Raw genomic sequence first — 21,042 nt, forward strand, 5'->3', positions numbered from 1 at the left:
GCTGGACTCGGGATGAGCGTCGGGACGCAACGGGCAGCGCCCCGGATGCCGCCGGCGAAGGCCGGACGGCTGTAGATGATCGGAGATCACTGCTGCGCGATCAAGGAAAAGCATCCTCATCAGCGTTTTTTCCCAGATCAAGGAGCGCGCCCTCCCCGTCCGGCACCTCAGGCTTCTGCAGCCAGTGCCGCCGCTACCGCCGGACGCTCCGCCAGCCGGGCCATGAAGGCCACCAGTGCAGGCCAGCGGTCCAGATCCAGCCCCAGACGCGGCAGCCAGCCCAGCACCGTAAACAGATAGGCATCCGCCACACTGTAACCCTGCTCCATCAGGTAGTCCTGCTGCTGCAGGGTGTGCGACAGATAGCTCAGCCGATGGCCCAACCTGTCACGCAGCAGCTGCTTCGCCACTGCGGGCATGGCCTCGCTGAACAATGGGCTGCACGCCGCATGCAGCTCCGCGGTGATGAAGTTCAGCCATTCCTGCAAACGCACCCGTAACCAGCTGCCATTGACGGGCGCCAGCCGGGCATCGGCGGACAGATCTGCCAGATACTGCAGAATGACCACCCCTTCGGTGAGTACCTGACCGTCATCCAGCATCAGGGCAGCCACATAGCCTTTGGGATTGATCTGCAGGAAGTCCTCACCCTGCTCGGTCAGTTTGGTCTGGTTGTTGACCCTGACCAGGGTAAACGGCAGCTGCAGCTCACGCAGCACGATGTGTACGGCCAGAGAGCAGGCACCGGGGGCAAAATATAGCTTCATATCAGTCATTCCTGAGTGATGCAGTGGTATTCAGATCAGCTCTGCTATCCTCTCCATCACCGCAAGGAATGAACATCAGGGTTTTCAGCTACGTGCTATTAGCTGACCTTATCGCCACGCCGTTCCTGTCTGACCCCACGCTTATACGCCGTTGCTCAGCCATGCCTGCAGACTGTCGAGAAAGCGCTGTGTGGCGATGGTCTGGGACGAACGTGGGCTGCACTGCAGCACAAAGGTACGCTGGCAGGCGGTGGCCAGTGGAAATACCCGCAAGCCCGACTGATCAGCAGGCAGCGTCGACGCCGGTGCGACGGAGACACCCCGGTTCTGTCTGAGCAATGCATAGGCCGTTGGCCACTCCTGCACCCGCATGACCACCTGCTGCAACGGCTGTCCCAGCGCCTGAAACAACGCCTCGCTATGCAGATCACAGCCGCCGGTCGCGACGATAAAAGGCATGGCCGCCAGCTCAGCCAGCGACAGCGGCAACTGCGAGGAGCGGTTAGCCAGCGGATGCTGGCTGGCTAACACCGCGACCCACTGATCTGCTCCCAGCAGCAGGCCGGGCGCCGTGACGGGCGCGTTCATCAGCACCGCCAGGTCCACCTGCCCCTGCTCCAGCCACTGCCGGGCCTCCACATCGGTGCCCGTCAGGTTAACCACCTCAATGGCCGGATACTGGTGCCGGAAGTGACGGACAAAATGTTGCAGCTTCTCGCTGTATACCGACGGGAAGCTGGCAAGGAGTAATTGTGCCGGCTGAATACCTGCCGCCTGCTGAGCCAGCAGCCGGATATCCTGCCACTCCGCCAGCATACGCCGAGCCTTCTCCAGCACCTGTTGACCCACAGCGGTCAGCGTCATCGTCCGCACTTCCCTGACGAACAGCGGCACGCCCAGCCCCGCCTCCATCTGGGCGATGGCCTGACTGGCACCTGACTGGGTAATACCACACTGCTCAGCAGCCCTGGACAACGTCCCCAGTTCCGCCACGGCCAGCATCAGCCGCCAGTGCAAAAGATTGTTCATCACTCATCCCTTGTTAAACGCATCGATGATCTGGCCGAAAGCACGGGGGTTAGGCATAGTGTTGCAATTGGAAACATCCTGGTTCAAGGAATCGCACCGTGACCCGACCTCAGGGCTATCGTGATTATCACACCATGACCCGCTGGGTCAGTTATCTGCTTTATCTGTATCTGCTGGCCACGCTGCTGGTCCTGATCAGCTCCGTACTGGATTACCGGCTGTTGACGGACCTGCAACACGGCGTGTATCTGGCTGCCGAATCGGTGGACAGCGATGTGCAGTCCAGTCAGCTGCGTCTGATCGGCGCCCTGCTGTTCAGCTTAGCGACCGCTGTCGTAGCCGGGACCGGGGTGCTGCTCTGGACCTATCGCGCCGTTTACAACGCCCACCAGCTCGGTAGCAAAGGCCTGCAGTTTTCACCCGGCTGGGCCGTGGCGAGTTACTTCATCCCCGGTCTGAATCTCTGGAAACCCTTTCAGGCCATGAAAGAGCTGTGGCAGACCAGCCTCAGCACCGCCTCCGGCTGGAGCCGTATCAGGGTGCCCGGCCTGATGCGCCTGTGGTGGGGGTTGTGGCTGGTCGTGCTGTTGCTTGGCCGGGTCGAGGAATTACTGACCAACCGTGTCGAGCAGCTGCTGGCCCTGCGTGAACTAGCGGTGCTGTACGGCATCAACGCCTTTCTCAGCCTGCCACTGACCCTGTTACTGCTGTACCTCATCCGTACCATTCAGCGCCGCCAGCAGGCCCAGCATCAGGCGCAACAGCAGACCCAGCCAGATGACAGCAGCGCTAGCACGCTATCCTTACCAACGCCGCCTGAACTGGCCGCCCAGTAAAACAAAACCCCATCTGCCGCGAGACAGATGGGGTTGTTGTCATACCCTCAGAGCACTCAGATAAACGTGAGCACCGTCCCGGCACACAGACCAATCAGCAGCACTGCTGCGGTACTGAGGCTGATCACCAGTGTCGGACCCATCACCACCGCATCGCCCTGCAGGGCGATATCGGCCTCTTCACTGACCTCATTGCTCGGCACCGAGAAGAACACCACCAGAATCCGCAGGTAGTAGAACAGTGAGCTGGCGGCGGCCAGACTGGCGATGATCACCAGACCGAGCTGGCCCTGATTCAGCGCCTGAGTGAAGACAAACAGTTTGCCAAAGAAACCGGCGGTGGGCGGAATGCCGGCCAGTGACAGCACAGCAATCGCCAGTGCTACACCGAGCAGCGGGTAACGACGACCCATCCCACGGTAACCTTCCAGATCAGCACTGGGGTTGATACCTGACAGCAAGCCGATCACGGCGAAGCTGACCATGTTCATCACCGCATAGCTCAGGCCGTAGTAAGCCGCGGCCTGCAGCAGATCGGCATTGCCATCGGCATCGCCACTGATGGCCGTCAGCGCCAGCAGCACATAGCCAAAGTGAGCGACGGAGGAATAGGCCAGCATGCGTTTGAGGTTGCTCTGCCGCAGCGCCGCCAGGTTACCCCAGACCACGCTGAGTACCACCATGCCGATGATCACGCCATGGATGGCAGGCCACAGGCCAGACAGCTGATCCGCCAGATTGAGCAGGAACAGCAGCATGGCGATCTTGCCCACAGAAGCAATAAAGGCGGTGACCGGGGAGCTGGAACCCTGGAACACATCGGCCAGCCAGCAATGGAACGGTGCGACTGCCAGCTCGAAGGCGATACCGACCAGCACCATGGCCAGACCGACGATCACCAGCGTCTCGTTGGTACGCTCACCGCCCAGATTGCCGGGGATGGCATCCAGATACAGGCTGCCGCTACCGGCATACATCAGCACGATACCAAACAGCATGATCGAGCCGCTGACCGTGGCAGTAATGGCATATTTGATCGCCGCCTCGATGGCACCCTTGCGTTGTGGCTGCCAGGCAATCATGGCCATCACCGACAGGGCGGTCAGTTCCATGCCGATAAAGGCGGCCAGCAGGTTGGTCGCCGCACTCAGCAGATAGGTTCCGGTAACGGCAAACAGCACCAGCGAACAGAACTGTTCATCCACTTCGCCCAGCAGCTGACGGTCACGCCAGGCCAGCAGCAGGGTGGCCAGACCACCGGCCGTAAACAGCAGCCAGCCGTGGCGGTTGACCGGATCAAGGCTGATAAAACGCTCGAAACCAGCCGCTTCATGGGGAGCCAGCAACACGGCCATGGCTCCCAGCAGCAGCACGATGCTGGCATAGAACGCCACCAGCGCCGCATCTTTCAGCCGTGGCCAGACGCCAATCAGCAGTACCAGCAAGCCACCGATACCGGTCAGGGCCGGGGCTATGACGGGGTAAAAATCAGTCGATGGCATGGACACCCCCAAACAGCGAATCGATATTGACCGCCAGCAGTTCGGCGGTGGGCAGGTGTACGGTTTCAATCATCAGCTGTGGCATCAGACCGATCACCAGAATGGCGATGATCAGCACGGTCAGCGCGGCCTTTTCACGGCTGTTGAGATCCCACAGTTCGGTCGGCACGCGCGGATTGACCGGCCCCAGCATGACCTTGCCATAGACTTTCACCCCGTAGATCACGCTCAGCAGGATGGTCACCGCACCGACGCTGCCCCACAGGATGGAGCGGCTGATGGCACCGGCCAGAATCAGCGCTTCGCCCGCGAAGTTGGCCAGACCAGGCATACCAACGGTCGCCACCACGAAGAACAGGAAGCACATGCCCAGCTTCGGCATCTGTGCATAGAGACCGCCAACGTTGGCATAGACGCCATCACGTTTGCGATCCAGCAGCAGCGCGGCGATGGCGAACAGACCGGCAACGGACAGGCCGTGCGCCAGCAGCTGCAGGGCCATGCCGTGCAGAGCCTGTGCCTGCCAGGCGAACAGCGCCAGAATGGCAATGTTCATGTGGCTGATACTGGACCAGGCAATCACACCGCGCAGATCTTCCTGACGAATGGCCTGAGCGGCACCGTAGAGGGTGCCGATGGCGCCGATGGCCATGCCCCAGGGGGCGAAGGCCGCCGTCACTTCAGGCATCAGCGGCATGGTAAAGCGCAGCAGACCGTAGACACCGGCATTAGCCATGGCCCCTGACAGCATGATGATGACGCTGGGGTCGCCCTTGCGATAGGCCAGTGGAGCCCAGAAGTGCAGCGGGAAAACCGGTACCTTGACGCCAAAGCCCAGCAGCAGACCTGCCAGAATAAGCTTGCTCAGCAGGGTATTGCCGATCAGTGGAGTCTGTTTGAGGATGCCGTAATCGAAGGTATAGATGCCGGTCTGCACGCCATGAGCGATAAACAGCAGAATGATGGCGACCAGCATCAGCAGTGACGCGGTCACGGTCACCAGCATGAACTGGGTGGCGGAGCGGCGTGAATCAGGATCACCCCACATGGCCAGCATGAAGTACATGGGGATCAGCATCAGTTCCCAGAACACGTAGAACAGAATCAGATCGTAGGCGGCAAACAGACCCACCATGCCACTCAGGGTCGCCAGCAGCAGCGGACCAAAAGCCTGCCAGCGGTCAATACGCTCCCAGCCCACCAGCATGGCCACCACGGCCAGACCACCGCTGAGTACCGACAACGCCAGACCAAGGCCATCCAGCTGCAGGTGATAGTGGATGCCGTAATCGGCAATCCACTCGGCATCCAGACTCAGGGTGTTGCCACCCATGGCCAGTCCGAACAGGATCAGTGTCTCAAGACAGATCACCGCCAGCGTCAGGGAACGGGCGAGGGTGCCGCGCTCGCGACAGCCAAGCCAGATCGCCGCAGCAGCCAGCAGAGGGAAATAAATCACTAAATTCAACATAGTTGTCTCTACTCCTTCCCTACAGCTGCACGGTCAGATAGCCGATGATCAGCATCAGGCCGAGCACCATCAGCAGCACGTAGCGGCTGACCAGCGCACCCTGACCACGGCTGACCACCTCTGCCGCGTTAAGCATCAGGCGACGCACACCGGCCACCAGCACGCCATTGAGCAGCAGACCGTCGATGACACTGCCCAGTACCGCACAGAGTGCGAGGAAGGGACGGATCACCAGCACTTTGGCGAGGTCATCGATATACAGCGCCTTGTTGAGGAAGCCGATATTGCCGACACCACGACCACTGCGCACTTCCGCCTTGGTCAGCGGCCAGGCGATCAGGATACCGATCACCGCTGCCGCCGCGCCGAGCAGCTCCAGCATTTCACCGGCATGTCCTTCAGGCAGCGCCACGCTGGTCAGCACCGGCTCCAGCCAGGGCAACAGCAGGTGCGGGCCGAATGACCAGCTGTCAGGCAGCTGGATAAAGCCCAGACAGAGACTGCCCAGTGCCAGAATGCCCAGTGGCAGCTTCATGGCCCAGGTCATCTTGTAATCATGGATCTCACTGCGGGCCTTGCCGGTAAACACCATGAAGTACATGCGCATGGAGTAGACACCGGTCAGCAGCGCACCCAGCAGGCCGAGACCGGCAAGGAAGGCGCCGTGGTCAGCGGTGTAGGTCGCGGCGATGATGGCGTCCTTACTGTAGAAGCTGGCGGTCACCAGCGGCAGGGCGGCCAGCGCCAGACTGCCTGCCAGATAGGCGAAGCTGAGGAACTTCTGCTGCTTGTGCAGACCGCCCATGTTGCGGATGTCATGATCGTGGTGATAGATCTCGATGATCACCCCGGAGCTCATGAACATCAGCGCCTTGAAGCAGGCATGCACGGCCAGATGGAACAGCGCCAGCGAATAACCGCCAACCCCCAGCGCGGCAAACATATAGCCGATCTGACTGATGGTGGAGTAGGCCAGAATACGTTTGATGTCGTTCTGACCAATGGCACTGACCGAGGCGTACAGAGCGGTGAAGGCACCGACCAGCGCGACCCACCAGCGCACATCCGGCACCAGATCAAACAGCACATGCGTGCGGGCGATCAGGTAGACACCGGCGGTGATCATGGTGGCGGCGTGGATCAGGGCCGAGACCGTGGACGGACCGGCCATGGCGTCCGGCAACCACACATGCAGCGGGAACTGTGCTGACTTGGCAAAGGCACCCAGCATGAACAGGATGCAGATCGCGGCGATCATGCCGGTAGGCGCCTGCGGCGCAGCCTGGAAGATGGACTCCAGATTCAGGCTCTGGAACTGCATGAAGCAGAGGAAAATCCCGATGGCCAGAGCAGTATCACCGATACGGGTGGTGACGAAGGCCTTGCGACCGGCGTAGACGTTCTCGTCCTTAGTGTAGTAGTGCGACACCAGCGCGTAGGAGCACAGGCCCATGATTTCCCAGCCGGCGTACAGCAGGATCAGGTTATCGGCCGTGATAAACAGCAGCATGCCGCCAACGAACAGGTTGAGGTAGGCAAAGTAGCGCCGCTCACCGAAGTCGTGACGCATGTACTGCGTGGAGAACAGGTGAATCAGCAGACCGACCCAGGCGCTGACACTGGCCATCACCAGCGTGAAGCGATCCACCCGGAAGCCGACATCCAGCAGCCAGTTATCGATGTGCATCCACTCATAGGCCGTTTGTACCGGCATGTCCCAGCTGCCACTCAGCCACAGCAGAGCGACGCAAAGGGCGGACACCAGTACCGCCAGATTGGCAATCACGCCATAGGCGCGGGTGGGCAGGCCATCCAGCGCGATGATCAGCAGGGCGCCCAGCAGAGGCGCGCAGGGAATCAGCCACAGCAGGTGGTGCATCATGGGTAAGGTTACCAGGGCATCGGTCATAGCAGTTGCCCCTCTTTATCCAGCTTGTCCTGCAATTGATTCATCTGGTCAATCCGGCTGACTTTCAGATAGCGATAGCTCAGCATCGCCAGCAACAGGGTGATGGCCAGCTCACTGCCCGCCACCAGCATCATGAACAGGCTCAGCACCTGACCATCGGCACTGTGCCAGTACTGGCCAGCCGCTACGGCAGCCAGCACCGCGCCGTTGGTCATCACTTCGATGCCCATCAGCACGAACAGCAGCTGACGGCGCACCAGAATGACGGCCAGACCAATGGCAAACAGCAGGAAGGACACAAACAGTACGGCGAGAAGGTTCATTATTTGGCCTCCTGCTGTTCAGGCAGCTTGCGCTCCTGATGACGCTGCAGATGACGGGCGAAGTACATGACCCCCACCAGTGCTGCCAGCAGTAGGGTGGAAATGGCTTCCACCGCCAGTTTGTAATGGCCGAACAGCAGTTCGCCCACCGCCTTGGAATCGATGATCTGCGGCGTGGTCGGATCGACCTGCAGGCCGCCGAACAGCAGCGCACCCAGCTCCAGCAGCATGAGGATCAGCAGGATCAGGCCGGGCCACAGGCTGCGGTCCTGCAACTGCAGCGGAAAGGTTTCCTGCAGCGGGCTGAGCATGATGACGAACACGAACAGCACCATGATGGCGCCGACGTAGAGAATCAGCTGCATCATGGCGATAAAGGGCGCGCCCAGCAGATAGAACGCCAGTGCCAGTGCACACATGGCAGTGGTCAGATAGACCGCACCGTGCATGGGCTTCCTGACGAACAGCAGGCTGGCAGAGCAGACCACGGCAACCGCGCAGCTCAGCCAGAAGACAAAATGCCAAAGCATCATGGGATCGGTCCTCCGTCAGGGCAGCAGGGTGTAGACGTCGACAGGCGGCTTTTCATTGGCCCCTTCACCGACGTCCTTGCCACGAATGGGAACCCCGGCACGCTTGAAATAATCAAAGTCGGGGTACTTACCGGTGTGGTTTTCCAGCAACCGTGACTTGTCATAGACCAGCTCGGCGCGGGAAGAGGCGCCCATCTCAAAGTCATTGGTGGTCTGGATCGCCCGGGTCGGACAGGCTTCTTCACACAGACCGCAGAAAATGCAGCGGGTGAAGTCGATCTCGAATTTCTCGGCGTAGCGGCGCTCGTCGTCTTCACGCTCGGCACCCTGAATGGTGATCGCGCTGGAAGGACAGACCGAGGAGCACAGGTAGCAGGCCACACAGCGCTCTTCACCTTCCGGGGTGACAGTCAGGATGATACGGCCACGCCAGCGTTCTGGCAGATCGGGTTTTTCCGCCGGGTAACACACGGTGTCGCGCTCGGCGAACGCATGTTTCAGCGTCGCTGAGAACGCACCGGTGATTTCACCGACCCAGTTCTTCAGGTTTTTCATCGTGAACTCCTCAACCAGCCTGACCCGCTGCCACCTGCCCGAAGGCAGAGCGGCTGCGGGCGGTGGGCCATCGCCACACCTGACCGGTCAGTAAATTGAAAATCGTTAGCTGACATCACATCCGCCACTCATCACATCCACAGCGCACTGATCAGGGCGGTGGCGATGATGTTGACCAGACCCAGCGGCAGCAGGTACTTCCAGCCGAAGCTCATCAGCTGGTCCCAGCGTACGCGGGGCACACTGGCACGCATCCAGATGAAGAAGAACAGCAGCGCCAGGGTCTTCAGGGCAAACCAGAACACACCCACCAGCGGGTAGCTTTCTGCCCAGGGGCCATGCCAGCCACCCAGATACAGGGTGGTGGTCAGGCAGGAAATAAAGATGATGCCGAGGTATTCACCGAGGAAGAACATGGCGAACGGCATGCCGCCGTACTCGGTGTTGAAGCCCGCCGCTAGCTCGTTCTCTGCCTCAGGCAGGTCGAACGGCAAGCGGTTGGTTTCGGCGATGCCTGCGATGAAGAACACGATGAAGCCAAACGGCTGCAGGAAAATATAGGCAATATCCTGCTTGAGCACGATGTCTTCGAGGCTGAACGAACCGGACAGCAACACCACGCCCAGCAGCGCCACGCCCATGGCCAGCTCATAGCTGATCAGCTGGGCGATGGTTCGGATCGAGCCGAGCACGGTGTACTTGGTGCTGGATGACCAGCCACCGAGGAAGATGCCGTAAACGTGCAGTGAGCTGAGGCCAAGGATAAACAGCAGACCGACGTTGAAATCAGCCGCAAAGCTGATGCCTTTGCCGATGGGCACCACCACGAAGCTCAGCAGCACGGTGACCACCACCAGTACCGGCGCCAGCTTGTACAGCTTCTGATCGACGAAACCGGGCAGGAAGTATTCCTTGGTCAGCAGTTTGACCGCATCAGCAATGGCCTGCAGCAGACCGAAAGGGCCGGCCTGGTTGGGGCCGTAGCGGTTCTGCAGCAGACCGAGAATGCGCCGCTCACCGAATACGGTGAAACCGGCAGCCAGAATCAGACCGAGAATGACCACCACCATGGCAATGGTGATCAGCGGCCAGAATAGCCAGGGACTCATGGGCGCAGACCTCCATTGCTGTTGTCACCCTGCAGCGGGGTGAAATGGGCCACCACAGACGGCGCCGCCGGCTCTTCACTCAAGCGCATGGCGGCGGTCAGTTTCACTTCATCGCCGAGGCGCGCCTGCAATTCAGCAAAGGCACGGCGAGACACGGCGACGCAGCCCTCGGCCACCTGAGCCGACAGGCTGACCGGCAGGGTCAGCTGCTTGTTGTGGACGCTGATGGTCAGACGGCTGTTTTTATCCAGAGTCAGGCCCAGTGCTTTGGCATAGGCCGGAGCAATGCCGACGCTGTCGTGCGGCGTCAGTGAGGCCAGTTCCGTGGCAAAACCCGCCACTTCTTCCTCACCGTGCCAGCCCTGCAGCACCAGTGCCGGGCCATTGCCCAGCACCGCTTCGGCCAGCTGACCAATCGGCAGGGTGGCAGGCTTGATGCGGCTGCCCGTAGAACCGGGCGACGGCATGACACTGCCGAGCATCGACAGCAGCTGGCTCTGCACCCGGGCGCGGGCATCGCCGGAGAGCAGGGCAATCAGCTCTTCCTGCAGCAACACTTGGGTTTCACGGCTGTACGCCTTGGCAAAAGACTGCACCCGGCCTTCGTAGTTGATGAATACGCCATTATGCTCGCTGACCGTAGCAGAAGGCACCACCACAGTCGCCGCCTGCACGGTGGCGCTGTGAATATGGTCGACCACTACCAGATGCTGGATTTTCGCCAGCGCCTTGCTCCAGCGCTCACCCTGCCAGCCACTCATGGGGTCGGCACCGACCACCAGCAGAGCGTTGATATCGCCACGCTCCAGTGCTTCCAGCAACTGCTCGCTGGAACCGGCCTGACTGACCTGCGCCGCACCGAAACTGTTGGCCGCAGGCAGGGCAAAGCCCACACGGGCCTGCTCGCCCAGCACCGCGGCCAGTTCGGCCAGCGCCTTGATAGCGGCGGTTGGCATCACTTCGGCGACACCCAGCAGAACCGGGGCCTTGGCATTCTTCAGCAGGGCAGCCCAGCCGTCGGCCTGCTCCTGGCTCAGACTGCTGATCAGCTTCTGCAGGGTTTCCGCCCAGAGTACCGGGGCCTGGGTCTGCGCCTGCAGACTGCGCTGTTTGCGCACCATACCGGCCAGCAAACTGGCGGCGGCGTGTAGCATCATCACCGGCTTGCCCTGCTTGAGGGCCTGACGCACGGCCAGTTCCATCATTGGCGCATGTTCGGTCAGCTCACCGACCACCAGAATGCAGTCCGCTGCCTCGATGTCCTGCAGGCTGGGCGCCGACAGGCTGAGGTTGACCGCCGTCTTGGTACGGACTTCGGTGAGCGGATCGGTGAACGCGGTGAAGGGGGCATTCAGATCACTGGCTAGCTGTTGCAGGACCAGATTGGTCACCACGTCTTCACGGGCGGAGCCCATCACACCCCAGCGTGCATCGCTGACGGCCAGTGCCTGACGCAGTACCGCCAGTGCCGGTTCCTGCCGCAGCTGTCCGCCGACCTTGACCTGCAGCGGACGGTTGGCCGCTTCGCTGGCGTGCGGCGCATAACGGCCACGGTCACATATGAAGTACTGATTCACCGCACTGTTTTCGTTGGGCACGACCCGACGCAGGGTACCGGCGCGGGCACCGGGCTCGACGTGGCAGCCGACGCTGCAGTGAGCACAGATGGAGGCGCTCTTCTTCAGCATCCAGGTACGTGAATATTTGCGACGGAATACCTTGTCGGTGAAGGTACCGGTCGGGCAGACCGTAATGATGTTACCGGCGAAGGGGCTGTCAAAAGCACCGTCATCGATACGACGGAACAGCACGTTATTACGCGAGCCCATGGCACCGAAGTCATCACCGAGGGCGTAGTCCTGATAGAAACGCACACAGCGATAGCAGGTGATACAGCGGTTGGCGGTGTTCCACACCAGCGGACCGAGCAGCTGGTTGGGATAGGTTTTCTTCTGGCCATCGAAGCGACGGTAGGCGTGACCAACTTCCACGGTCATGTTCTGCAGGTGGCAGTCACCGCCTTCATCACACACCGGGCAGTCGTTGGGATGGCGGGTCATATAGAACTCCACCATGGTTTTTGACACGCCGGGCGCCTTGTCGCTCTGGGCAAAGCGGAAGCGCATGCCGTCCTGTGCCTTGAGGGTGCAGGTCATCACCGTGCGTGGCTGTTCGCCTTCACGGCTCGGCACGGTTTCCATGGCGCAGACGCGGCAGGATCCCACCGCACCGAGGGCGGGGTGATAGCAGAAATAGGGGACTTCGATGTTGGCGCGCTTGGCGGCATCCAGCACGTTGTCACCGGGCTGGAACTCGACCGGCTGATCGTCGATATAGAGGGTTCCCATCAGTGATGTCCTCCTTGTACGCCAGCGCCTGCAGCGGCCTGCGACGCCGTCGCGGCAACAGGTGAATAGCTGCATCCCTTAGCGGCGATATGTTTCTTGAATTCGTCATCGAACAGCTGCAACGCCGACTGCACCGGCATGACCGCACCAGGGGCCAGCGCACAGTGGGTGTTGGGGCCGATCAGGCCGCACAGTTCGAGAATGGTCTGGTGATCTGCTGCGGTCGCGGTACCCAGCTCAAACTTGTCGAACAGATGCACCAGATAGGGCAGACCGTCACGGCAGGGCGTGCAGAAGCCACAGGACTCACGGGCATAGAATTCGATCAGGTTGCGGGTGTACTTCAGCGGGCAGATGGTGTCATCCATGATGATCACTCCACCGGTACCCAGACGGGAGCCAATCTTGGCCACCGCGTCGAAGTGCATCGGCGTGTCGAGCTGATCAGGCGTCATGAACGGCGTGGAGGAACCACCGGGCTGGAAGGCAATCAGCTTGCGGCCATCCAGCAGACCACCGGCGTGATCGTAAATCAGCTCACGGGCCGTCACACCCATGGGCAGCTCGAAGACTCCGGGGTTCTTCACCGGACCCGACACCTGGAACAGGTGCGTGCCGCTGCCGCCGTTCTGACCCTGCCCCTGAAACCACTGTGCACCCTTGTGCATGATGGAAGGCACATGGCAGACGGTTTCCATGTTGTTGACGATGGTCGGCTGACCCCACAGACCTTTGACGGCCGGGAAGGGCGGCTTGGAACGGGGGTTGGCGCGGTAGCCTTCCAGCGCGTTGAGCAGTGCGGTTTCTTCACCGCAGATGTAACGACCGGCACTCAGATGCACGTCGATATCCAGCGAGAAGCCGGAGCCTAAAATGTTGTCGCCCAGCAGGCCAGCGTCGCGGGCTTCCTGTACGGCCTTTTCCAGCTTGGCCGCACCGACTTTGTACTCGCCGCGAACGAAGACGAAGGCCTTGTCGGCACCGATGATGTAGGCCGAGGCCAGCACACCTTCAACAATGGTGTGAGGATCGCGATAGAGCACCTGGCGGTCCTTGCAGGAGCCGGGCTCGGATTCGTCGAGGTTGATGACCAGATAAACCGGACGCGGCGCGTCCTTGGCCAGAAAGCTCCACTTCAGACCGGTGGAGAAACCGGCGCCACCACAGCCACGCAGACCGGAAGCACGCAGTTCGTTGACCATTTCCTCACGGTCACGGCCGAAGATCGACTGCAGGCTGTCGTAGCCACCACCGGCACGGTAGGTCGCCAGATCAAGGGGCTGCGCATGATGAAAATTGCGCGATAGTACTTTTTCCATGGTCAGCTCCTGTTACTGCTGGTCCTTGAGGACGGCCAGAATCTGCTGCCCGCCACCGGACTTGCTGTCCAGGGTTTCAGCGGCGTAGCTGCAAATCAGGTCGCGGATTTTCTCCGGGGTCAGCTCACCCAGATCTTCGCTGTCGTCGACCAGACCGGCAGGGGCACGGTCGCACAGACCCAGACAGATGCTGGGCAGTACGGTGACGGCACCGTCCTTGGAAATCTGGCCAAACTCAACACCGGACGCCTCTTTGGCAGCAGCCAGTACCTGCTCGGAACCACGGGTGTAACAGGAAATGCTGTCGCAGATGCGGATCAGACGACGACCCACCGGACGGCGACGCAACAGGGTATAGAACGTGATCAGCTCATCCAGCTGGGTCGGCGACAGGTCGGTCAGTTCCGACACTTCGTCCAGACTGGCGCGCGGGATGTAGCCGTATTTGTCCTGCACGTAGTACAGGCAATAGATGGCACCGGCACGTTTCTCGGGGTAGTGCTCAATATGCTCCCTGAGGTGCTCGATTTCGTGTTCAGTCAAACTCATAAATGCTCCTCCGGCTCGCCGGACGGGGCGCAGCTGTCGGCAGGCGACAGCCGTCACCACCGTCAACGGTCGATATCAGCCAGAACGTAATCAATGGAACCGATAAGACAGATGACGTTACCCAGCACGTCGCCCACGCCGACGGCCTTCACCGACTGGAAGTGAGCGAAGGAGGGGGTGCGGATGCGCACGCGGTAAGGGTTGGCGCTGCCGTCACTGACCAGGGTGTAGCAGGTCAGGCCTTTGGAGGTCTCTGTCGGGAAGAAGCTCTCGCCGCGGGGGAAGGGTAAGCCACGACCCACTTCGATGAAGTGGTGGATCATGGTCTCGATGTCTTCCAGGGCACGCTCTTTGCGCGCCAGGCTGTAGCGGGGCTTGTTGTCAGACAAGATCGGACCGTCGGGCATGGTGGCCACCACCTGACGAATGATGCGCAGGCTCTGGCGCATCTCTTCGATACGCAGCACGGTGCGGGTAAAGGCATCACCGTCAGTGCCGACCGGCACGTCAAAGTCATACTGCTCGTAGCCGCTGTAGGGCAGCTTCTTGCGAATGTCGAAATCGAAACCACAGGCACGCAGGTTGGGGCCGGTCAGCGCCCAGTCGATGGCCTGCTCGGGGGTGTACACGGCGATACCCTTGGTACGGGTCTGGAAGATGTAAGACTTGGTGGTCAGGGCTTCCAGCTCAGGGATACGCTCTTCTACCGCGTCGCAGCTGCGCAGTACATTGCGCTTCCAGCCTTCCGGCAGATCCTGCGCCACACCACCGATACGATAGAACGCCGGGTGCATACGGCCACCGCAGACTTCCTCGATAACGTCAAACAGCTTTTCCCGCTCCATAAAGGCATAGAACGCCGGGCCCATAGCACCCAGGTTGTGGCCAAGGGAGCTGATCCACACCAGATGCGACGACAGGCGGAAAATTTCCGCCAGCATTACCCGCATGGCCTGAGCCCGGGGTGGCACCTCGATACCGGTCATCTGCTCGCAGGCCAGCACGTAGGGCAGCTCGCCACCGACGCCGCCGAGGTAGTCGATACGGTTGGTGTAGGGAATGTAGTTGTGGAAGGTGTGGAACTCGGCCACCTTTTCCGCGCCGCGGTGGTGGTAGCCGATTTCCTGTTCCAGGCTGGTGATACGCTCGCCACGCAGGCGCAGCACCAGACGGATGATACCGTCGGTACCGGGGTGGTTGGGGCCGATGTTGACCACCATCTCACCGTCATCACCCTGCTCGGGGTTCATGTAACCCTGCAGGATCTTGTTCAGGCTCTCCGGGTCATAGCCGAAGGGGTCAGGACGCTCGGTCGCACGCCCGGCCTCGCTTTTCAGCAGCGGATGGCCCTGCCAGAAATCCGGCAGCAAAATGCGGCGCAGATCAGGATGGCCGCTGAAGCGCAGGCCAAACATGTCGTACACCTCACGCTCGTACCAGTCAGCCGCAGGCCAGATATCACTGGCGGTCGGCACTTCCAGCAGGCTGCTGAACAACGGGCAGCGTACGGTCAGAAAGGCCGCACTGTCCAGATTCAGCAGGTGGTAGAACAGGGTGAAACCACCGCCACGACCGGCTTCATCAATGGCCGACAGATCCACCAGCATTTCATAGCGGGTGGAGGCTTCGTAGCGCAGGAAACGGAGGGCGTCATGCAGTTGGTTGAGCGGCACCACAATACTGGGCGCACCGACATAGCTGACGGCGGAATAGGGCTCGGCGCCGAAGCGCTGAGCCAGAGTCTGCAACAGTGCTTCTGTCATTTACTTGATCTCGATGCCCAGAGGTTTGCGACGCTTGGCCAGCACGGGAATGGGGTTTTCCTTGACCTGCTTCTGCAGCAGTGTCAGGCCTTCCAGCAGGGCATCGGGACGGGGTGGGCAACCGGGAATGTAAATATCGACAGGGATGATGCGGTCCACGCCCTGCACCACGGAGTAGATGTCGTACATACCGCCGGAGTTGGAGCAGGAACCCATGGAGATCACCCAGCGGGGCTCCAGCATCTGATCGTAGATATGACGCATCAGCGGCGCCATCTTGGTGAAGCAGGTGCCAGCGGTGATCAGCACGTCACTCTGACGCGGCGAACCACGCAACACCTCGCAGCCCAGACGCGCCATGTCAAAACGCGGGGTAGCGGCGGTCATCATCTCCACGAAACAGCAGGAGGTGCCGAAGTTGTAGGGCCAGAGGGAATAGTTACGACACCAGGCGACCATTTCGTCGAGCTTGCCGACGATGGTGGAGAACATGCCGTCCTTGCCACCTTGACCTGGGGCTCCCGTGGTGGGATCCAGTTGTTGAACGGGGATAGTGCTGCTCATAGGCATAGACCTCCTGCTCAGGACGGCAGGCACTGCCCGGGGATCAGTGGCAGCCAGATCGGCGGATAGACTTCACCCGTTGCGGGTAGACGACCCCCGGTGGTATCCGGGCACACCTGCAAAAGTGACCAAACGCTGAAACTGGATGGACTGGGCCCCTGTTCTGCCATGAGCTGATCAGCCAACACGACTGCCGAGGCGGAGTTTCCCCCATGGCAGGCGTATTACCTGAACAGATCGCCCCTTCAGGAACCTCGGCAGGCAGCAGCCAACAGCGGGAAGTAAGACAACAGGATTCCCCCTGGCGGATGCCGGGGTAAGGTGCTTGATCGCGGGGATAACAACGGCGCCTTCTGTTCGCGCACGGCAATAGACCGGGGTGAAAGCAGCATGGACGCAGAAACCCTGCTGTACTTCCTGCCTGAGAACGCATTCACGGTCTCGCGAGCCAGAGCCAGTCAGGGCGAAAAGAGCCGGGAAGCGCAGTTTACTGGTCGTAAATCAGCATTCCGAAGATCTTTTCAACACCCTATGACCGACGCGCAGCAGACCGATAAAACGTCCGGGCGCATAGCAGGAAATGGACAGGCTATTCAGCGCAGTTCAGGGCAAGAACACCTCACACCCGACCAGCAGCACAGCTCATCACGGCAAATCACAGTACCAGAGACAGACACAACGCCGTCTACGGGAATACATGACGTAAGACTGCCTCACCAGACTCACGTTGCTTCCCTGTTATTATCCGGGCGGTGTTTCACACCTTACCCGCCGACCTGTGCAGTTTGTAATTTCACCACATCAGGGCGGTTTACCGAGGTTCCTTCAGTTGGACAGAATGCAGGTGACATTACGTCCTAAAATTGAATGAACCTTTACGAATCATGTAGACGAGGCCCAGCAGCAGGATGGTCATGAAGGTGACAGCTGCGATGACTCCGGGGGCTCCGAGGGACCAGTAGCTCACGGCCCAGGCCCACAAAATGGCGGCTTCCAGTTCAAAAATCAGGAAGGCGGCGGCGATCAGATAATAGCTGATGGCGAAATGGTGCTGAGTATTACCGGAAGGAAGCAGGCCGCTCTCGAAAGGCTGCTCCTGATCATGACGACGATAGAAATTACCGAGGAAGCGGTTGAGCGCCAGCATGGCAATGACGATGAGAGTGGTGAGAACGGCAAAGAGTCCAATAATCAGACCGGGGGTAAAATCACTCATGGCCACTCCAGGCAAATCAACGATTCAGGCAGACACACGTTATACAAACAACCAGAACTATCTGTGCAGAACTGCAGCGCAATCTGTGCAGAACTATCCTATATAGACCCAGTTTCCGGCCTTAGCCAGTCCACTGCACTCACAAGCAGAACAGCTCGCAAGCTAAAATATGTTCGTAATATAACTACAACGGCGACACAAAATATTCTGATTATGGCATGCGCCGTCAGGTGAACCTGATTCTGGCTAAGCCAGCACAAGACCACCGATGGGGAGAGTTAGGCCGCGAAAGAGTAGCACAGATGCAAAATACAGCCAGTAAAATGGTGAAAAAATCACCATGCTATCTAATCTGATACAAAGTGCTACAAGCTTTTTGACTATAAATATTCCACTTCAATACATATGTGAAATTTTTATTCCTATGTAATTTTTCGTATTACTACCAAACTCTTACAGCACTACTGCCGCAGTCGTAATACTACTGGCAAGTCGGCGCCAGATCGCCGAAGATAGGGCACTTTATTTGATACAGTCGGTTAGTTTTTACCACCGACAGCCACGTTCAGAGGTCACCATGGCACGCAAAATCATTATCGATACGGATCCTGGCATCGACGATGCTATGGCGATCCTGTTCGCCTTTCATGCTCAGGAACTGGAAGTTCTGGGTCTGACCACCACCTACGGTAACGTTTCGGTCGAACAGTCCACCATCAATGCGCTGGCACTGGTTGAACTGGCGGGCAAGACGGTACCGGTCGCCAAAGGCGTTGCCGTACCCCGCGTACGCGAGCCCGGCGAGTTTCCCGACTTTGTGCACGGCAAGGATGGTTTCGGCAATATCGGCTGGGCTGCTCCTGTCACTCAGGCCGACCCGCGCGATGCGGCGCAGTTCATCATTGATCAGGTTCGTGCCCATCCCGGTGAAGTCACCCTGATTGCACTGGGTCCGCTGGGTAACCTGGCGGCGGCACTGGAGCGCGACCCTGAAATTGCCCATCTGGTGGATGAAGTGATTCTGATGGGCGGCACCTGGAAAGAGCGTGGCAACGTCTCCCCCGTGGCTGAAGCCAATATCATCAATGACCCTCACGCTGCCGATATGGTGTTTACCGCGCCCTGGCAGGTGGTGATGATCGGCCTCGATGTCACCCATCAGGTATTGCTGCAGAACTCCCTGCTGGAGCGGGTACGCAACGTCAATCCGAAGGAAGGCACCTTCCTTTATGACATCGCCCAGTTCTACATCAACTTCTACAGCGGTATTCACGATGTGGAAGGCTGCTACTTCCACGACGCTTCCTGCGTGGCCTACGCCCTGCAACCGGACATTTTCGGTGTCGCACGCGGCGCTGTGCGGGTGGCGACCGACGGGCTGGCGATGGGCCAGACCATCATCTGCCCGGAAGGCAAGACTTCTCCGCTGCCCGGCTGGGATAACGTGCCCATGACCGATATCTGCATGGAAGTGGACAGCGAGCGCCTGCTGCAGCTGTTTGAAGAGACACTGTGCCAGTAACCGGATGGCATTAGCTGTATGGCATTGGCCGCGACGGTAAACACAGAGGGCAGCCCATGGGTTGCCCTCTGCTTTTAGAGACTGGTTTTTTTAGAGACAGGGTTTTCAAAGCTGTTTTTTTAAAGAGGGCTTTTGCTGCTGCGTTATGGATGACAGCCATGACGGTATGAATAAAAAGCCACCGGCATCCTCAATAACAGCGATACCGGCAGCGGGGTAACCTGATCAGGGTTTACTGCTTGATCATCACATGGCGGATGGCGGTGTAGTCTTCCAGCCCGAACATCGACATATCCTTGCCATAACCGGACATTTTCATCCCACCGTGGGGCATTTCATTGGTCAGCATAAAGTGGGTGTTCACCCAGGTGCAGCCATACTGCAGGCGGGCAGCTAAACGGGCGGCACGGCCACTGTCGGCGGTCCATACTGACGATGCCAGACCGTAGTCGGAATCGTTGGCCATACGCAGGCCCTGATCTTCGTCATCGAACAGAGTGACGGACACCACCGGCCCGAAGACTTCACGACGCACAATCTCATCATCCTGACGGGCACCGGCCAGTACCGTGGGCTGGAAGAAATAACCCTCTCCCTCACCACGCTGGCCGCCGGTGACCACTTCGATATGGCTCAGTGCCGCCGCGCGCTCCACAAAACCGGCCACCCGCTCGCGGTGTGCAGCCGTAATCAGCGGCCCAAGCTCAGTGTGCGGATCATCCTGCAGGCCCATTTTCAGGGTGGATACCGCACTGCCCAGATCGGCCACCAGCTTGTCGTAGATGCCTTTCTGCGCATAGATGCGACAGGCTGCGGTGCAGTCCTGCCCGGCATTGTAGTAACCGAAGGTGCGAATCCCCTCGACCACCGCCGCCAGATCAGCATCATCGAACACCAGCACCGGCGCCTTACCGCCCAATTCCATGTGTGTACGCTTCATGGTGACCGCACCGCTTTGCACGATGTGCTGGCCGGTGGCAATGGAGCCGGTCAGCGATACCATCCGCACCTTGCTGTGGCTGATCAGTGGATTACCTACCTGCTGGCCCCGGCCAAAGACAATGTTCACCACGCCAGCCGGGAACACCTCAGCCAGAATGGCCGCCAGTCGCAGGGTGGTCAGCGGTGTCTGTTCGGAGGGTTTGAGCACTACGGTGTTGCCCGCCGCCAGCGCGGGCGCCAGCTTCCACGCCGCCATCATCAGCGGGTAATTCCAGGGCGCGATGGAGGCAACGACGCCAATGGGATCACGGCGGATCATCGAGGTGAAACCGGGCAGGTATTCACCCGCAGCCGCGCCGTTCATGCAGCGGCAGGCACCGGCAAAATAGCGGAACACGTCGGCAATGGCGGGCATTTCATCATTCAGTGCCGCCTGATAAGGCTTACCGCAGTTGTCGGACTCCAGTCTGGCCAGCTCTTCAGCATGACTGTCGATCAGATCGGCCAGTTTCAGCAGCAGCAGGGAGCGATCCTTGGGTGACGTCTGTGACCAGCTGTCGAAGGCCGCATCGGCCGCCAGCACGGCCTCATTGACCTGCTCCGCACTGGCTTCCGGCAGGCTGGCCAGCACCGTGCCGCGCGCCGGGTTGAAGATCGTAAAGGGTTCGCCACCGCCCTGCACCAGGCGGCCATTGATCAGCAGTTGGGTATACATGGTCGACATCCCCTTGGGTGTTGATAACCGGACAGACGGCCCGCCGGTGGACAGGCCGGTAAAGCGCAAC

General features: G+C 59.9%; 18 protein-coding genes. 2 read left to right on the top strand and 16 right to left on the bottom strand.

The annotated features are described in order from the left end of the window. Window positions 1-167: 167 nt before the first annotated feature. Window positions 168-767 (bottom strand): glutathione transferase GstA, encoded by a 600-nt coding sequence (gene gstA / locus WH50_RS09835; protein ID WP_110187143.1) that lies wholly within the window; start codon window positions 765-767, stop codon window positions 168-170. Window positions 768-908: 141 nt separating this feature from the next. Continuing rightward, a complete protein-coding gene (locus tag WH50_RS09840) occupies window positions 909-1,796 on the bottom strand; it encodes a LysR family transcriptional regulator (protein WP_110187144.1) in 888 nt (295 codons plus the stop codon). A gap of 98 nt (window positions 1,797-1,894) precedes the next feature. On the opposite strand from WH50_RS09840, the gene WH50_RS09845 reads away from it, so the two are divergent. Then, entirely contained in the window at window positions 1,895-2,632 is a 738-nt protein-coding gene (locus WH50_RS09845) for a DUF4328 domain-containing protein (protein ID WP_110187145.1), read from the top strand. Between the two features lie 56 nt (window positions 2,633-2,688). Here WH50_RS09845 and WH50_RS09850 read toward each other — a convergent pair whose 3' ends face one another. The 13 genes from WH50_RS09850 to WH50_RS09910 all read right to left on the bottom strand — a co-directional run bounded on the left by WH50_RS09850 (window position 2,689) and on the right by WH50_RS09910 (window position 17,793). Next, entirely contained in the window at window positions 2,689-4,134 is a 1,446-nt protein-coding gene (locus tag WH50_RS09850) for an NADH-quinone oxidoreductase subunit N (protein ID WP_110187146.1), read from the bottom strand. Continuing rightward, the gene (locus tag WH50_RS09855) at window positions 4,121-5,605 is read right to left on the bottom strand and encodes a complex I subunit 4 family protein (protein WP_110187147.1); all 1,485 of its coding nucleotides are present in this window, start codon (window positions 5,603-5,605) and stop codon (window positions 4,121-4,123) included. Before WH50_RS09855 ends, WH50_RS09850 begins: the two co-directional genes overlap by 14 nt. Before the next feature lie 19 nt (window positions 5,606-5,624). After that, window positions 5,625-7,514, bottom strand: a complete 1,890-nt coding sequence (gene nuoL / locus WH50_RS09860) for an NADH-quinone oxidoreductase subunit L (protein WP_207780243.1) — start codon at window positions 7,512-7,514, stop codon at window positions 5,625-5,627. Then, window positions 7,511-7,837, bottom strand: a complete 327-nt coding sequence (nuoK, locus tag WH50_RS09865; RefSeq protein WP_104154748.1) for an NADH-quinone oxidoreductase subunit NuoK — start codon at window positions 7,835-7,837, stop codon at window positions 7,511-7,513. Before nuoK ends, nuoL begins: the two co-directional genes overlap by 4 nt. Further along, the gene (locus WH50_RS09870) at window positions 7,837-8,370 is read right to left on the bottom strand and encodes an NADH-quinone oxidoreductase subunit J family protein (RefSeq protein ID WP_104154747.1); all 534 of its coding nucleotides are present in this window, start codon (window positions 8,368-8,370) and stop codon (window positions 7,837-7,839) included. The genes nuoK and WH50_RS09870 overlap by 1 nt, the downstream gene beginning before the upstream one ends. A gap of 15 nt (window positions 8,371-8,385) precedes the next feature. Continuing rightward, window positions 8,386-8,925 carry an NADH-quinone oxidoreductase subunit NuoI gene (nuoI, locus tag WH50_RS09875; protein WP_104154746.1) on the bottom strand — a complete coding sequence of 180 codons (540 nt, stop codon included), beginning with the start codon at window positions 8,923-8,925 and terminating at the stop codon, window positions 8,386-8,388. A 131-nt stretch (window positions 8,926-9,056) separates the two neighbouring features. Then, the gene (nuoH, locus tag WH50_RS09880; RefSeq protein ID WP_104154745.1) at window positions 9,057-10,034 is read right to left on the bottom strand and encodes an NADH-quinone oxidoreductase subunit NuoH; all 978 of its coding nucleotides are present in this window, start codon (window positions 10,032-10,034) and stop codon (window positions 9,057-9,059) included. Next, window positions 10,031-12,382, bottom strand: coding sequence for a molybdopterin-dependent oxidoreductase (locus WH50_RS09885; RefSeq protein WP_165838374.1), 2,352 nt, complete (start codon window positions 12,380-12,382; stop codon window positions 10,031-10,033). Before WH50_RS09885 ends, nuoH begins: the two co-directional genes overlap by 4 nt. Further along, entirely contained in the window at window positions 12,382-13,701 is a 1,320-nt protein-coding gene (nuoF, locus tag WH50_RS09890; protein WP_110187149.1) for an NADH-quinone oxidoreductase subunit NuoF, read from the bottom strand. The genes WH50_RS09885 and nuoF overlap by 1 nt, the downstream gene beginning before the upstream one ends. Window positions 13,702-13,713: 12 nt before the next feature. After that, entirely contained in the window at window positions 13,714-14,250 is a 537-nt protein-coding gene (nuoE, locus tag WH50_RS09895) for an NADH-quinone oxidoreductase subunit NuoE (protein ID WP_110187150.1), read from the bottom strand. Window positions 14,251-14,312: 62 nt separating this feature from the next. Continuing rightward, window positions 14,313-16,013 carry an NADH dehydrogenase (quinone) subunit D gene (nuoD, locus tag WH50_RS09900; protein ID WP_110187151.1) on the bottom strand — a complete coding sequence of 567 codons (1,701 nt, stop codon included), beginning with the start codon at window positions 16,011-16,013 and terminating at the stop codon, window positions 14,313-14,315. Beyond that, window positions 16,014-16,577 (bottom strand): NADH-quinone oxidoreductase subunit B, encoded by a 564-nt coding sequence (locus tag WH50_RS09905; protein WP_165838375.1) that lies wholly within the window; start codon window positions 16,575-16,577, stop codon window positions 16,014-16,016. A gap of 850 nt (window positions 16,578-17,427) precedes the next feature. Then, window positions 17,428-17,793, bottom strand: a complete 366-nt coding sequence (locus WH50_RS09910) for an NADH-quinone oxidoreductase subunit A (RefSeq protein WP_104154740.1) — start codon at window positions 17,791-17,793, stop codon at window positions 17,428-17,430. Between the two features lie 577 nt (window positions 17,794-18,370). Between WH50_RS09910 and WH50_RS09915 the strand changes: the two genes are divergently transcribed. Continuing rightward, complete coding sequence (locus WH50_RS09915; protein WP_110187152.1) at window positions 18,371-19,315, top strand: nucleoside hydrolase; 945 nt, start codon at window positions 18,371-18,373, stop codon at window positions 19,313-19,315. 232 nt (window positions 19,316-19,547) lie between these two features. Here the strand turns inward: WH50_RS09915 and WH50_RS09920 are convergent, their stop codons facing one another. Continuing rightward, window positions 19,548-20,972 (bottom strand): gamma-aminobutyraldehyde dehydrogenase, encoded by a 1,425-nt coding sequence (locus WH50_RS09920; protein ID WP_110187153.1) that lies wholly within the window; start codon window positions 20,970-20,972, stop codon window positions 19,548-19,550. Between the last annotated feature and the right edge of the window lie 70 nt (window positions 20,973-21,042).

The sequence above is a fragment of the Pokkaliibacter plantistimulans genome (assembly GCF_003194385.1).
GTDB classification, from domain to species: Bacteria; Pseudomonadota; Gammaproteobacteria; order Pseudomonadales; family Balneatricaceae; genus Pokkaliibacter; species Pokkaliibacter plantistimulans.